The organism is Pseudomonas corni (assembly GCF_057128765.1).
This window is the reverse complement of record NZ_JBSKHW010000007.1, coordinates 222,721-237,997: the sequence shown is the minus strand read 5'-3', so window position 1 is coordinate 237,997 and position 15,277 is coordinate 222,721. Positions and strand designations below refer to the sequence as shown.

The window sequence follows — 15,277 nt, the reverse complement described above, 5'->3', positions numbered from 1 at the left end:
CCGGTTCACCGTTTCAACACCGTGTCAGCTAACACCTATAAACGCGCAAGACCCCGCCAGGTACCGCTCTTTTAATAATCCTTGTTCGATGGCCAGGAACGTCCACCACGCCAGCAATAAATTGATTTTTTGCAGGTAGTCGCATGAATGCTCGTTTGAATACCCCACGCTCGCCCCTTGGACTGATGGTGTCCATCGGCGTCATGACGCTGTGCGGCAGCGCCGCCGTGTTTGCCGATGACGCCAGTGCCCCCCGCAACTCCGCCCAGTCCGGTAAAGGCGACGATGCCCTGGAAACTGTCGTGGTCACCGGGTCCCGCGCCGAGAAGCGCACTGTGGCGCAAAGTCTGGCGCCGATCGATGTGATCAGTGCCGACGACCTGGCGCGCTCTGGCAAACAGAACTTGCGCGATGCCTTGGCTGCGCAAGTGCCGTCGTACACCAACGACGCAGGTTTTACCGGTGCCAGCGGCATCGCAGTGAAGTCAGCGACCCTGCGTGGGCTGGGTGGTAACGCGGTGTTGGTGCTGGTCAACGGCAAACGCCGGCACAACACCGCGCAGATTTTTCACCAGTCTTCGGCGACCTCCAACGGCCAGTCGCCGGTGGATCTGGACCTGATTCCGATCAGCGCAGTCGATCACATTGAAGTGCTGCGCGACGGTGCCGCCGCCCAGTACGGTTCCGATGCGATCGCAGGGGTGATCAACATCATCCTCAAGCGCAACAAAAGTGGCGGGCAGGCCACCGCGCTCTACGGCCAGTACGGCGAGCGGGAAGGGCACAAGGGCTTTTACGGCGCCACCGGTCAGACCTCGCTCAATCAGGGTTTCGAGCTGCCCAACGATGGTTTCTTCAGCTTGAGCGGCGACGTCAAAATCCAGGAGACCAGCAACGCCGCGGGCTCAGTACCCGATCGCACCAAGATCTACGCTGGCAACGACCCGCGCGAATACGGTGAAAGTCGCTACCGGCAGACCATGGGTCAGCCGAGGGTTCAGACCTATAACGCCGCTTACAACATGGAACTGCCGCTCAACGACGAGCTGGACTTCTACTCGTTCTCGACCTTCAGCCACCGTGATTCAACAGGCTTTGGCACATTCCGTACTGCGGTCTCGGCCCAGAACGTTCCAGAAATTTATCCCGATGGTTTCCAGCCCAAATTTCGTTCGGTAGAAGACGACTTCCAGGGCGCGTTCGGCCTCAAGGGCAAGGACGTTCTGGGGTGGGACTGGGACGCTTCGACCAACTGGGGCCGCAACGACGTCAACCTGCGCAACGACGATTCGCTCAACGCCTCTTTCGGCCCCGCCAGCAAAACAGATTTCGATAACGGCGATGCCATCTTCAGCCAATGGACCAATAACCTCGACATCAATCGTGGCTTCGATACGGGCCTGTTCAAAGATCCGTTGCGCGTTGCGGCAGGCGTCGAGTACCGGGTCGACAGTTATCAGATCCGCAAAGGGGAATTCCAGTCCTATGCCGATGGCGGTTACGTCTACCCGGTTGGATCGCCAAATGCAGGTAAGCGTCCCAACTCGGGCTCCGCAGGATGGGGCGGCTTCAGTCCCGCCGCCGAAGGCAGCTGGGATCGCAGCAACACCGCAGGTTACGTCGACTTTACGCAGAAGCTCACCGACAAATGGGAGGCGAGTCTGGCCGGGCGCTTCGAGCATTACAGCGATGTGGGCGACACCACCAGCGGCAAGCTGTCCACGCGCTATCAGCTCACACCTGAGTTCGCCTTGCGCGGTGCGGTCAACAACGGCTTCCGCGCACCGTCCCTGCAGCAGCAGCACTTTTCGTCCAGCACCTCGGCTTGGGGCGTCAGCCCGATTACCGGCCAGTTGCAGCAGCAGGTCACCAACTACGCCGTGCCGGGTTCAGTGGCCGCCTCGGCGCTGGGTTCCAAGGAACTCAAGCCGGAGAAGTCACGTAACTACAGCGTCGGCTTCGTCGCGACCCCAACCAAGAACCTGGACCTGTCGGTGGACTTTTACCAGATCGACATCAAGGACCGCATCCTCCAGACCAGTTCCCTGAGCGGCCTGAACGACCCCAACGTCGCCAGTCTTCTCGCCGCCGCCGGTTTGAGCACCAGCCAGGCAGTCTCCTACTACGGCAACCTGGCCGACACCCGCACCCGCGGTATCGATCTGGTGGGGGATTACCGTATTGATTACGGGCCATACGGTCGCGGCAAGTGGACCCTGACCAGCACCCAGAGTCTTCAGGAAATACGTGGCATCAATGAGCCCGACTCATTGGCGGGTACCGGCGTGAGCGTGCTCGGTCGCGACAAGCAGGGCAACCTGACCAGCGCGTTCCCGAAGAACAAGACGGCATTGCAGCACACCTGGTTCATCGATGACTTCGAGGTCACCCTCAAGGAAACCCGCTATTCGGCGGTGACTGGCAAGAACTACTACAACGAAAACCGCGACGAGAAGATTCGGCCCGCGTTCATCACCGATCTGGACGTTGGTTTCAATGTCAGCGACCAGATGAAGGTATCGATTGGCGGCCTGAACATTTTCAACAAACGGCCCGAGCAGCTCTCCGAACAGGCCAAGCTTTACTACCTTTTTCCAGTCGATAACCCGGCCTACAGCTGGTACTCGCCCTACGGCGTGGACGGCGGCTACTACTACGCGCGACTCGACTATTTCTGGTAATCGCGGCGGCGGTCGGGTCTATCCAGACCTGGCCGCCTCAGCCTTTCATTCGCGCTCTTTCAACCGATCCAGAACAGGACACCGAAATGGCTCAGCCACAACTCAACCCATCGTTTGAACGGTCGGCCTTTCCTGCACCGCTGGACCATGCCGACAGCCCGTTGAGCAAAGCCCTCAAGCAACCGTTGTTGCTGGGGGTGTTTCTCAACATGCAGGACATCCGCCTGACCAATCACCCGACGTCCAACACCTGGACGTTCGACTACAACGCCAAAATCGTTCAGCAGGCGGAAGCGCTCGGGTTCGAGCTGGCGTTCAGTCGCACGCAGTGGCTGCCCAAGGGCGGTTATGACGGCGAAGCGTCGCTGGACTCGTTCATTGCTCTCGGGGCCATGGCGGCGATCACCAAAAGCATCATGCTGGTCTCGACCATTCATGTGCTGTACGGACCGCTGCATCCGCTGCACATCGCCAAATACGGCGCGACGCTGGACCACATCGCCAAGGGCCGCTGGGGCATCAACATTGTTACCGGGCACCGGCCTGTGGAGCATGAGATGTTCGGTCGTCCGCAAATCGAGCACGACCAGCGCTATCAGCTGGCGGGTGAGCTGTTCGACGTGTTGAACACGTTGTGGAGCAGCAACGAGAATTTCACCTACGAGGGGCAGCACGGCTGGAAAATCAAGGACGGGTTCATCACGCCCAAGCCGTTGTATGGCCGACCGATACTAGTCACCGCCACCGGTTCCGAGGCGGGCATTGATTTCGCTACCAGCCAGTCCGACCTGATCTTCATCACCAATTCATCGGGTTCGGGCATTCGCGAAACCTTGGAAGACATCCCGGCCCACGTGCAGAAGATCAAGGCCCGCGCCCGTCATTTTGGACGTGAAGTGCGCACGATCATCAATCCGATCATCGTCAGCCGCGACACCGAACAGGAGACCCGGGAGTACCTGGAAGGCATCGTCGGCAACAAAGTACCCGGCGCGTTCGGCAACCACAAGGCGTACGCCAGCGACGCCCACGCCTGGCGCGGCCGCGCGGAAGGCTCGCGCAATACCGGGTTGGGGCTGGGCGGCAACATCGAAATCGTCGGCACCCCGGAGCAGGTGGTCGAGCAACTGGTGGCGCTCAAAGCGGCAGGGATCGACGGCGTGCAGTTGAATTTCCACGACTTCGCGGTGGACCTGAAGCACTTCGGCGAACGCATCTTGCCGCTGCTCAAGGAAGCGGGTTTGAGGGTGTGATCGTACGGGTCACAGCGGCGCAGCTGAACTGTAGGAGCGAACTTGTTCGCGAGGCGGTTTTGGCTGAATGACCATTTCCAGTCGCCTCGCCAACGAGTTGGCTCTACAGAAGATGCGGCGGCGGTGATCCACTGAAAAATGGTCAATCATCTATTCATCAGGAGCACATCATGAGTCTGGAGTTCATCGGCCATACCAGCAGCCGCAGCGGTGCCGAGGTGATCGAGGCCAGCGGCCCGATCATCGACAAGGCGTATATCAAGAACCTGGCGCAGATTGCCGAAGCCAACGGTTTTGATCGCTTGCTGATCGGCAGTTTCGCGACCTGGCCGGACAACAACCAGATCGCCGCCTACGTGCTGCACAACACCGAACGGCTGGGGGTGATGCTTGCCCATCGGCCGGGCTTCGTCGCCCCGACCGTGGCCGCGCGGCAATTGGCAACGCTGGATCAGTTCAGCGACGGTCGGCTGGCGGTGCATGTCATCAGCGGCGGCACCGATGCCGATCAACAGCGCGACGGTGATTTCCTCGCCCACGACGAACGTTATGCGCGCACCGCTGAGTACCTGACGGTGGTGAAAAAGGTCTGGCACAGCGATCAGCCCTTTGATCATCAGGGCGATTACTACCGCGTGAAAGGCGCGCTGTCGACCGTCAAACCGGTGCGTCCAGAGGGCGTGCCAATCTTCTTCGGCGGTTCATCGGCAGCCGCGTTCGAGGTCGCAGGCCAGCATGCCGAGGTGTATGCGTTGTGGGGCGAGTCTCTGGCGCAAACGGCGGAAACCATCGCCAACGTGCGTAGGGCGGCCGCCAAATACGGACGCGAGGATCAGATCAAATTCCTGCTGGCGTTTCGGCCGCTGGTGGCCGACACCGAAGAGGCCGCTTGGGCCCGCAGCCGCGAGCTGTTAGCTGCGGCGAAGGCCAAATATCCACCGGCGCCGACGCTGAATGAAAACGTCGGCTCCCAGCGATTGCGCGACGCCGCAGCCCAAGGCGCGGTACTGGATCAACGCCTGTGGACCGAATTTGCCGCTGCCACCGGCGCTCACGGCAACTCGACCGCACTGGTCGGCACCCCGCAACAGGTGGCCGATGCGTTGCTCGAATACCACAAGATCGGCGTCGATAAATTCCTGATTCGCGGTTTCGATCCGGTGCCGGACACGCTGATTTTCGGCCTTGACGTGATTCCTCTGGTGCGCTCCGCTGTGGCCAGACATGCCTGAATCAAGCCTCATTGGGCAGATGTTCGGCGTTAACACCTTGATACCGGAAGGCGCGGCGTGGCCATCGGCGATTCGGGTCGAGCACGGGCCGTTGAGCCGATTGCCTGCGCTGTTTCAACAGCCGCTGTTGAACAGCCTTGAGTCGTTGGCCGACCGCTATCGAGGCCCGCTGTCGTTTGGTCGTGGCTTACGCTCGCCGCAGACCTTTGACAGTCATGCCAACGCCGCCAGCCTGGTGCACTTGGGGCTCACCGTGTACCTGCAGGACGTGGCTGGCACCCTCAATGGCGCGCCGGCTTTTCTGCGTCAACTGGAGCGTGAACTCGGGGTCGCGACCGGCAGCGCCAGGCTCAGCGCGTTCGCCTCTGCCGGTGACGACGGCGTGTCTTGTCACTACGACGCCGAAGAAGTGATTTCCATCCAGCTGCTGGGCCGCAAGACCTTTCACTTCGCGCCCATGACCGAGATCCCGCTGCCCTATGGCGCCCAGTTCGGGCCGGACATGGTGGCCGTGGAAAACCTCTACGAACAGGCGCGTGACGGCTTTCCCGATCCAGCGCATGCGACCTTTGAAACCCAAGAGATGCAGCCAGGCTCGGTGCTGTATCTGCCGCGCGGGACCTGGCATAAAACCGAGGCTCAGGCGCCATCACTGTCGCTGAGTATCGTGATCCGCCCGCCCGTGGTGGCTGAGGTACTGCTGGGCTGGTTAAAGCCGTGGCTGATTGGAGATCCGCGCTGGCGTCTGCCGCTGTATGGCGACGTCGACAAAGCTGACGTGCAAGCGCTGTTCTCGGAGCTGGCAGGGCGATTGAGCGAGAACGCCGTCACCCCTGTTTTGCGCTGGAACGCAGAGCCTTCGGCCGAGGAGTCGGAATTACTGCGAGTGCCTGGCTCGCATCTCACGTGGACCGACAGCCCGCAGGCGTCAAATGGGTTGTTGCGACCGCGATTGCAGGTCAATGCCCTTGATCAGGACTGGCGCCCGCGCGTCACGCTGGACAGTGAAATGCCTGATGTGCTGCGGCCTGCCATCGTTTGGCTGCAGCAACGACAAACCGTGTTCAATCTGCACTGCCTCAGTGACGCGTTGCCGCAGATTGCCGGTCGCGATCTGCGTCAGTTGCTGGACCTGCTGGTCAAGGCCCACGCGCTGAGGCCATTGGTGCCGCGTTAGGCCAGACGCACTTCAGACAGATTGCCAATGAAGCCGCCGCCTGTGGAGTCCGTCAGGTTGAGCACGGTGCTGCGCGCCAGCAATGCGTCTTCGCTTGAGATGATCGGAATGCGCGGCAGGTCCTCCAGTACTTTGGTCTGCACCTGGTGATAGAGATCCCAGCGGCGTTTCGGATCATTGTCGACTTGCGCCTGCTCCAGCAAGCCATCGACTTCGGCGCTGGAATAGTGGGTGGCGTTGGAATATGCAACGCCTGACTGGATGTTTTTGGACCAGTAAAAACGCTGCAGGCCGATGGCTGGGTCCGGCGCGGTGGAGGCGGGGGACAGGTTGGTGTCGAAATCGTACCGGCCGTACACGCGGTCGATGAACTGGGCGTAATCCTGATTGCGGATCTCCAGCTTGATGCCGATCTTGGCGAAGGTGCTGCGCAGGAAGTTCGCGGTCTGTTGATACACCGCTGAAGGACTGGGGTCATTCTTGATGCGCAAGCGAATGCCGTCCTTGTCCTTTGTCAGGCCGGCGGCTTCCAGCAGCGCTTCGGCACGTTTCAGATCGAAGGGGTATTGCGGCACATCGGCGCTGTAGAACTGCGGAAAGTTCTTCGGGATCGGCGAGTCAGCGGTGGTGCCTTGCCCCAGCAGGATATTTTTCAGAATAAACTCCTTGTCGATGGCGTGGGCGAAGGCCTGACGGACGCGAATGTCCTGGAATTCCGGCCGTTGCAGGTTGAATTCCAGCGCCATGATGCCGGTGCCGCCGTAGGTGTTCAAACGGTCGTAAACAGTCAGTACCGGGTTGGTTTTCAGGCGTTTTATTTCGCTATTGGACAGGGTGTCGGCGTAGGCCACCTGCACGGCGCCGGTTTCCAGCGCCGCCGATACCGAAGACGGGTCGGCGATGAAGCGATAGATCACCTGATCCAGCAGCGGTTTGCCTGACTGCCAGTAATGGGGGTTACGCTCCAGGGTCAGGTAGTTGCCGCGCACCCACTCTTTGACCCGAAACGGTCCGGTGCCGATGGGTGCGGTGTTGGCCGGATTGTTGAGGATGTCGGTGTCAGCGTAGAGATGTTTGGGCAGCACTTGCGAGTCGCGGGCGTTGAGAGCACTGAGCAAATATGGCGTGGGTTTGGACAGGTTCCAGACGGCGGTGAGCGGGTCCGGGGTGTCGACGCTTTGCACGTTGGGGAACGCCGAGCGGCCCCGGGAGCTGTATTTCTTCCACACCTCCATGACCGAAAACGCGACGTCCGCCGAGGTGAACGGCTTGCCGTCGTGCCACAGCACGCCGGGGCGCAGCTTGAAGGTCACCTGCAAGCCATCGGGGCTGAAACTCCAGCTTTCGGCGAGCTGGGGCTGCGGGCCGTTGGTGGGACTGAGGTAGAGCAGGCCGTCGAAAATCTTCGGCGAAATCAGCTGAGTTGCCGGCGCCGTGGTCAGGCCGGTCGTCAACACCGTGGGTTCAGGGTTTTGCGCAATAATCAGTGTGCCGCCTGCGCTGTCTGCGAAAGCCAGGCGCTGTCCGAGCAAACCGACCGCAGCGGTGGAAGCCAGCGAATAGCCGAGAAATGTACGTCGCGTCACCATGTGGGTTGATTCCTTATTGATCGTTAGTCATGACGTTTCTGCCCGGAAGGCGTAGGAGTCCAGCTGTAGACGATCTGCTGGGTACCGGCAGCAACACCTGAGAACACGGTATGTCTGAAGTACCGAGGTGCCAGGATTTGGGGCCGCTGCGCAGCCCATCGTCGGCAAGCCAGACTCCTACGCCCTCCGGGCAGAAGCGGCATCGCGACGCGCGCAAACTCCGTTGGAGCGAGGCTTGCCCGCGAAGCTGAGCGTCCGGTGTGTCAGGCATACCGAGGAGTCAGCTTCGCGGACAAGCCTCCAACATGAATACAGGCCGTCAACCCTGCCCAAGCAAATGGTATTTGCCGATCAAATTGAATTTCCACGCCACTGGGTCGTGAACGGTGTGAGTACGGGCGTTGCGCCAGTGGCGATCGAAGCCGTATTCAAGGCGCGTAGAGCTGGCGCCGCCGAGCTGGAACAGTTTGTTGCTGGCCAGCAACGCGGCTTCGGTGGTGAGGATTTTTGCCGCCGCCAATGCCGAGGACACCTTCGCCGACGGCCCCGGTCCTTGCTCGGCCGTGACCTGATCGAACAACGCCGCCGCCCGTTCCAGCACGGCTTCTCCGGCATGAATCCGGGTGTGCAGGTCACCGATGATTTCCAGCACATACGGATCTTGAGCCACATCGGTCACGCCAGTGCGCGCATAAGGCCTGGCATGCTCGCGGACGTAACTCAGGGTGTCGGCAAACGCAGCGCGGGCGATACCCAGGTCCAGCGCGCTGTGAAACAAGTCAGGAATGCCGTAGGTATTGGCTTGGGTTTTACCCAGTTCGGTGTTCAGTACATGGCTGTGCTCGACGCGTACGTTGTCCAGCAGCAGTGTGCCGCTGGCAGTGGTGCGCTGACCGAAACCATCCCAGTCATCGATGATGGTCAGGCCAGGGGCATAACGGTCCAGCACGGCAGTTTTCGACAGACCGTCCTCGTCCACACAACCGATGGAAATCAGCTGCGAAAACAGCGCCCCTGTGGAATACGCCTTCGAGCCGTTGACCCGGTAGTGATCGCCTTCGCGAGTGATCTGAGTGCGCGTGGTGCCCGCCGGCAGACTGCCGCCCTCCGCATGGCCGTTGCCCCAGCGATAGCCCTGGAGAATCTTGCCAAAGAACAGCTGCTTCTGTTCTTCGCGGCCCACCGCTTCGATTACGCTGCACGCCAGAATAATGCTCAGCAACAACTGGCCAATGGAGGCGTCGGCCTCGCCGATGATCGCCACCACTTTGGTCAACGTCAGGTACGACACTTCAACGCCGCCATAGGCACGCGGCACGCGGATCGCCAGCAAACCGCTGCGCGCGCAGTCTTCCAATTCCTGCCACGGCAATTGGCGCTCGATGTCACGCAGCTGCGCAGTGTTTTTGAATCGCGCCGCCAGTCGCTGGGCGATTTCCACCGCCTCATTCTCACTGGCAATCACGTGCGCCGCCGTTGTCGGTGCAACCACCGGTCGGTGCTGCGGTTCGGAGGATATAAAGCGTGGTGCGGCAAATCCGGTATCGGTCATGGGTGAGTCCTGTTCCTTGGGAGCATCAACGGTTCAGCCGCAGGTCATTCAGGCCTGATAGCTTGCGTCGGCGAAATTTCCGTACAGCGCTTCCGATGAGTTGAAAAAATCCTTCAACTGCTTCTGCGTAACCACCACTACGGTGGGGGATACGAGCGGGATCTTCGGCAGGTCGGTGAGCACGATCTGCTGAAATTCGCCGTACCAGGCTTTGCGCTTGACCGGGTCCAGCTCTCCCTGGCCCAGATCGAGTAATTGATCGACCCTGGGGTTGGCATAACGCGCGCCGTTGGAGAACGCGATACCGGGTTTGAAGTTCGAGGAGTGATAAAACCGTTGCGTGCCCATCACCGGATCGGGCCCGGCGGTGGCGCTGATCAGCGTGGTGTCGAAGTCGCGGCGGGTGTAGACGCGATTGACGTACTCGGGGAAGTCCTGGGAGCGAATCACCAGCTTGACTCCAATCTTCGCCAGATTGCTGCGCAGGTAATGGGCGATCTGCTGGGTTTCATTGGCTGGGTTGGGGTCGTTGAACACGGTCAGGCGTATGCCGTCGGCGCCTTTCTTCAGGCCTGCTTCTTCAAGCAGGGCTTCGGCTTTGGCCAGGTCGAAGGGGTAACGCGGCACACTGTCGTCGTAGAAGTCGCTCATGCTGGCGGGGATCGCGCTGACCGCTGGCTGGGCAAAACCGAAGTAGATGTTTTTGACGATGAAATCGCGGTCCACGGCGTGGGCGAACGCCTGACGCACCCGCACGTCCTGGAATACCGGCTTTTCCAGATTGAATTCGAAGCCCACCAGGCCGGGTGAGTAGGGCGCGCTGATTTCGCTGACCTGCAATTGCGGCACGCCGCGCAGGCGCTTGACGTTGCTCAGCGCCACCGACGCCAGTTGTACGGCTTGGGTTTCCAGTGCCGCCGACGCCGCCGTCAGGTCGGGAATGATGCGAAAAATAAGCGCGTCCAGATGCGGTTTGCCGGTGTCCCAATAGTTCTCGTTTTTCACCAGATTGATCGACACGCCACGGTCCCAGCGCTCGAACTTGAACGGGCCGGTGCCCACGGGTTTGATGTTGTTGGGGTTCGCCAGCGGGTTGCCGCTGTCGTAGAGGTGTTTGGGCAAGACTTGTGCATCGGTGGATGACAGCGCGCTCAGCAGATAGGGCGCAGGTGTCGACAGCGTCAGGACCACCTGCAATGGCGTCGGCGTTTCCACCTTGCTCACCGGGGCAAACGTGGTGATGCCTCGGGAGTTGAATTTGCGCCAGATATTTTGCAGGGAGAACGCGACGTCCTCGGCACCGAAGGGCTGGCCGTCGTGCCATTTGACGCCCTGACGCAGATTGAAGGTGTAGACCAGGCCGTCGGCACTGACCTGCCAGTCGGTGGCCAGTCGCGGTACGGGCTGGCGTTGTGCGTCGTAGGACAGCAGGCCGTCAAACAGCTTACTGGTCACGGTGTAAATGGTTCCGTCGGTGGTCAGCGCGTTGGTCAGGACAGTGGGTTCGGGGTATTGCGATACCACCAGCGTCTGTTTGCCATCGACGGCGGCGAACACCCCTGACACATGCCCCGACATTCCGATACCGGCCGCGAGGATCATCGAGTCCTTGATAAACGTCCTTCTGGTTAACGACATGCTGCACCTTTGGTAAAACGAGTCAGTAAGAAGCGCACGGCTATTGAGTTCTATGTTTAGAACCGAACCGGCGTTTTATAAAAAGGAGGGTAGGGCGATGTTCTGTTGGGCGTCAGAACAGAATCGCGAGCCTAGCGGATAGTTTCGGCGTTATTCAAGTGCGGTCTTATAACGTTAAGTGCAGTTTCAATACCTGAGGAGATAATAAGTTTAGAACTTTTTTGCTGGTGTTCGGTTTATCAAATTCCTGTATTAGTGTTCGCCGTTAAAACAGTACCCGCTCAATGCGATTGTTTGTAGAGAACCCGATGCCGGCCAGTATTTTCTATCAGCGTATTAATCACATCCTTCATTCAGGATTTCGCGGACCATTGTTTCGGGCTGTTCCAACCGCGGTCGGGGTGATTGTTCTGAACTTCATCCTGCTCCAGATGGTGCCGGGCGATGCGGTAGATGCACTGGTCGCGGAAGCTGGGTCGGCGACGGCGGAAACCACCGCCTTGCTGCGCCAGCAATACGGGCTGGACAAGTCTTCGCTGGCGCAATTTGGCGATTACCTCAACCAACTCGGCCATTTGAGCCTCGGTGATTCGCCGCGCTATGGCATCCCGGTGATGGACGTGATTACCCAGCGACTGCCCAACACCCTGTTGTTGATGGGGCTGGCGCTGGTGATCTCGTTGGTGGTCGGTGTCAGCCTGGGAGTGGTCATGGCCCTGTGGAAGGGCAAATGGCCGGATCGGGTGCTGTCGTCGATCGCATTTGTACTGTATTCGACCCCGGGCTTCTGGATCGGCCTGATGGCGATCGTGTTGTTCGCGGTCAAGCTTGAGTGGCTGCCAAGCGGCGGCGACGGCACTATCGGCGCGGGCCTGACCGGCGTGGACAAGTTCGTGGACAAGTTGCAGTACGCGATTCTCCCGGCTTTGACCCTTGCCAGTTTCTTCGTCGCCATTTACGCCCGTCTGACCCGCGCCTCGGTGCTTGAAGTACTGACGCAGGATTACGTGCGTACCGCGCGGGCCAAGGGGTTGTCGCCGTGGCGTATCACTTGGCGGCACGTGTTGCGCAATGCCCTGTTGCCCTTGACCACCATCGCCGGCGCGCACCTTGGCGGGCTGTTGGGCGGGGCGGCGGTGGCGGAAACGGTATTTGGCTGGCCGGGTATCGGGCGGCTGACGCTCGAAGCCGTGCAGGCACGCGAATACAAGGTGCTGCTGGGTATTCTGCTGATGTCGTCGTTCATTGTGATCGTCGCCAATATTCTGGTGGACCTGCTCCACGCCCGGCTCGATCCGCGCATCGCCGCCCGCACAAAGGGGGCCTGATCGATGAGCGCCCACACCCCCAACCCGATTCTCGACCGCGCGCCTTCTGCACCGGTCAGCCTGCCGGACAGCTCATGGCGCCAACAGCTGAGTGTGGCGTTGCTCGGACGTTTCGCGCCGGCTGGCAAAGGTTCGTCGGCCGAAGATGATTCCCTGGCCCAGGAACAGCGTTCGCCCCAGAGCCGCTGGCCCATCACCTATGCATTGTTGCATTCCCCTGGCGCGGTGGCGGGCATCAGCGTCCTGACCCTGATCGTGCTGGTGGCGCTGGCGGCAGGCTATCTCTACCCCGGCGATCCGCTGGACATGGCCGCGCAACCGCTGTTGGCACCCGGCGAAGACTGGCAGTTTCCACTGGGCACCGACGCATTGGGACGAGATCTGGCGGCAGGCCTGGCCCACGGTGCGCGTGTTTCGCTGCTGGTTGGCGTGACGGCGGCGCTGGTCAGCGTGTTGATAGGCACCCTGATCGGCGCGCTCGCCGGTTATTTCGGCGGACGGGTCGACCGCGCGCTGACCTGGCTGATCGAGCTGTTCCAGACCACCCCCTCGTTTTTGCTGGTCGTGGTGGTGGTTTCGATTACCCAGTCGACCGTCAGCATCATCGCGGTGGTGATTGGTCTGACGTCCTGGGACACCGTCGCCCGACTGGTCAGGGCAGAGTTTCGTGCGCTGCTCAGTGCCGATTTCGTCCTGGCGGCGCGCACGGTGGGTTACAGCACCCGCTGGATCATCTTTCGTGAAGTCCTGCCCAACGCATTGCCGCCGATCATCATCACCGCTTCGGTGATCGTGGCGTCTGCGATTCTCACGGAATCCTCGCTGTCGTTCCTGGGCGTGGGCGATCCGAACAAAATCAGCTGGGGCAGCATGATCGGCAGCGGTCGGGACATGCTGCGCAGCGCGCTGTACCTCACCGCGATCCCCGGCCTGACGCTGGTAATCACTGTTTTTAGTTTGAATCTGGTGGGTGACGCCCTGATCAGCGCCCTGAACCCAAGACTGCGCGGGAGAACAGCATGAACGCTGTAGCCAATATCGATGACCACAGTCAGCCGTTGCTGAGCGTTTCCAATCTGCGCGTCAGTTACGGCGACTATCAGGCCGTCAAAGGCGTGAGTTTTACGGTGGCGCGCGGTGAAACTCTGGCGCTGGTGGGCGAGTCCGGTTGCGGTAAATCCACAACGGCCATGGCCATCATGCGCCTGCTGGGCGGGCGCGCCGGGATCTCGGGCAAGGTCGATTTCGACGGGCTGGACTTGTCGGTGATCAGCGATCCGGTGATGCGCGGGCTGCGCGGCAACGACATTTCCATGGTCTTTCAGGACCCGATGACCTCGCTCAATCCGGTGCTCAGCGTGGGCGAGCAGATCGGCGAAGTGTTGCGTCGCCATCGTGGTCTTTCGCGTAAAGACGCACGCATCGAAGCCCTGAGCCTGTTAAGGAAAGTGCGCATTCCCAACGCGGCGGCGCGTCTGGATGACTTCCCGCACAATCTGTCGGGCGGGCAGCGCCAGCGGGTGATGATCGCCATTGCCGTGGCGTGTAACCCGCGCCTGCTGATCGCCGACGAACCGACCACCGCGCTGGACGTCACGGTGCAGGCGCACATTCTGCAATTACTCAAGGACCTGAGCGAAGAGTACGCCATGGGCCTGCTGCTGATTACCCATGACCTGGGCGTCGTCGGCCAGTGGGCGGATCGGGTGGCGGTGATGTACGACGGCCTGATCGTCGAGTCCGGCACCACGGAAGCGATCTTCACCGCGCCGCAGCACCCGTACACCAAAGGATTGCTGGGTGCGTCCCTGCGGCTCGACACCGACTCGCACTACGCCAATGCCTCGCTGCCGGAAATCAACGTGCGCAAGGGTAACAGCGGCATCATCGAGTTCGATCTGCACAGCCATCCGCGCTATTTCACTACCCGTGACGCCCACACCGGGGCGCTCGACCGGCCAATTCTGGAGGTGCGCAACTTGCGCACCGAATACAAGAGCAGTCAGGGCGTCGTGACGGCGGTCGATGATGTGTCGTTCCAGATACGGCCCGGCGAGACGCTTGGCCTGGTGGGTGAGTCAGGCTGCGGCAAGTCGACGCTGAGCAAAACCATTTTGGGCCTGATCCGCTCAAGTGCCGGGCAGATCCTGCTCAATGGCACCGATATCGCTCATTTATCCGAGAAACAGCTGCGTACACACAGGCCATTTGTGCAAATGGTGTTTCAGGACCCCTATGGATCGCTCAACCCCAAGCACAGCGTGTACCGCATCCTCGACGGCGTGCTGAGAAACCACGGCGAAAAAGAGGCGCAGACTCGCAGTCAGCGCATCTTCGACATCATTCATCGAGTGGGGCTGCCAGCCTCAGCGGTGTGGAAATACCCCCACGAATTTTCCGGCGGCCAACGGCAGCGCATCGGCGTGGCGCGGGCATTGATCCTGCGGCCATCGCTGGTGATTCTCGACGAAGCGGTGTCTTCGCTGGATGTGTCGGTGCGCGCGCAGATTCTCAATCTTCTCGCCGACCTCAAGCAGGAATTCGGACTGTCGTACCTGTTCATTTCCCACGATCTGTCGGTGGTCAAGTACATGGCCGATCGCGTGCTGGTGATGCACGACGGCAAGATTGTCGAGGAGGGCGCCCATGACGCGATCTGGAAAAACGCCCGCCATGCTTACACTCAAAAACTGATTGGCTCGGTGCCCGTGCCCCGTTACTCGGTGGCTGACGAAGAAACCGTGCCCTATGCCGATTCGGCCTGGCAGGAACTGCCGGTGGCCATGTTGCTGTCGCGTTTTGCGATTTAGTTGTGTTGCTTTCAATA

At 60.5% G+C, this 15,277-nt stretch carries 10 protein-coding genes; 7 read left to right on the top strand and 3 right to left on the bottom strand.

The window, feature by feature from the left end; all coding sequences use genetic code 11:
* The first annotated feature begins 143 nt into the window (after positions 1-143).
* The 4 genes from ACWKV9_RS13545 to ACWKV9_RS13530 all read left to right on the top strand — a co-directional run bounded on the left by ACWKV9_RS13545 (position 144) and on the right by ACWKV9_RS13530 (position 6,343).
* Positions 144-2,681: a TonB-dependent receptor plug domain-containing protein gene (locus ACWKV9_RS13545; RefSeq protein ID WP_483836619.1), complete on the top strand. Its 2,538-nt coding sequence runs from the start codon at positions 144-146 to the stop codon at positions 2,679-2,681.
* A gap of 86 nt (positions 2,682-2,767) precedes the next feature.
* Positions 2,768-3,934, top strand: a complete 1,167-nt coding sequence (locus ACWKV9_RS13540) for an LLM class flavin-dependent oxidoreductase (protein WP_483836618.1) — start codon at positions 2,768-2,770, stop codon at positions 3,932-3,934.
* Between the two features lie 170 nt (positions 3,935-4,104).
* Complete coding sequence (locus ACWKV9_RS13535; protein WP_483836617.1) at positions 4,105-5,166, top strand: LLM class flavin-dependent oxidoreductase; 1,062 nt, start codon at positions 4,105-4,107, stop codon at positions 5,164-5,166.
* Positions 5,159-6,343, top strand: a complete 1,185-nt coding sequence (locus tag ACWKV9_RS13530; RefSeq protein ID WP_483836616.1) for a JmjC domain-containing protein — start codon at positions 5,159-5,161, stop codon at positions 6,341-6,343. Before ACWKV9_RS13535 ends, ACWKV9_RS13530 begins: the two co-directional genes overlap by 8 nt.
* Here the strand turns inward: ACWKV9_RS13530 and ACWKV9_RS13525 are convergent.
* The 3 genes from ACWKV9_RS13525 to ACWKV9_RS13515 all read right to left on the bottom strand — a co-directional run bounded on the left by ACWKV9_RS13525 (position 6,340) and on the right by ACWKV9_RS13515 (position 11,122).
* Positions 6,340-7,932 carry an ABC transporter substrate-binding protein gene (locus ACWKV9_RS13525; RefSeq protein ID WP_483836615.1) on the bottom strand — a complete coding sequence of 531 codons (1,593 nt, stop codon included), beginning with the start codon at positions 7,930-7,932 and terminating at the stop codon, positions 6,340-6,342. The two genes, ACWKV9_RS13530 and ACWKV9_RS13525, sit on opposite strands and share 4 nt — an antisense overlap.
* 319 nt (positions 7,933-8,251) lie before the next feature.
* Positions 8,252-9,484 (bottom strand): SfnB family sulfur acquisition oxidoreductase, encoded by a 1,233-nt coding sequence (locus ACWKV9_RS13520; protein WP_483836614.1) that lies wholly within the window; start codon positions 9,482-9,484, stop codon positions 8,252-8,254.
* Between the two features lie 48 nt (positions 9,485-9,532).
* A complete protein-coding gene (locus tag ACWKV9_RS13515; RefSeq protein WP_483836613.1) occupies positions 9,533-11,122 on the bottom strand; it encodes an ABC transporter substrate-binding protein in 1,590 nt (529 codons plus the stop codon).
* A gap of 308 nt (positions 11,123-11,430) precedes the next feature.
* Here ACWKV9_RS13515 and ACWKV9_RS13510 point away from each other — a divergent pair, with 308 nt between their 5' ends.
* The 3 genes from ACWKV9_RS13510 to ACWKV9_RS13500 are packed head-to-tail and all read left to right on the top strand — an operon-like array spanning position 11,431 to position 15,260.
* Positions 11,431-12,450: an ABC transporter permease gene (locus tag ACWKV9_RS13510; RefSeq protein WP_483836612.1), complete on the top strand. Its 1,020-nt coding sequence runs from the start codon at positions 11,431-11,433 to the stop codon at positions 12,448-12,450.
* Positions 12,451-12,453: 3 nt separating this feature from the next.
* On the top strand, positions 12,454-13,473 hold the full coding sequence (locus tag ACWKV9_RS13505; protein WP_483836611.1) for an ABC transporter permease: 1,020 nt from the start codon (positions 12,454-12,456) through the stop codon (positions 13,471-13,473).
* Positions 13,470-15,260, top strand: a complete 1,791-nt coding sequence (locus ACWKV9_RS13500) for an ABC transporter ATP-binding protein (protein ID WP_483836610.1) — start codon at positions 13,470-13,472, stop codon at positions 15,258-15,260. The genes ACWKV9_RS13505 and ACWKV9_RS13500 overlap by 4 nt, the downstream gene beginning before the upstream one ends.
* Positions 15,261-15,277 lie beyond the last annotated feature (17 nt).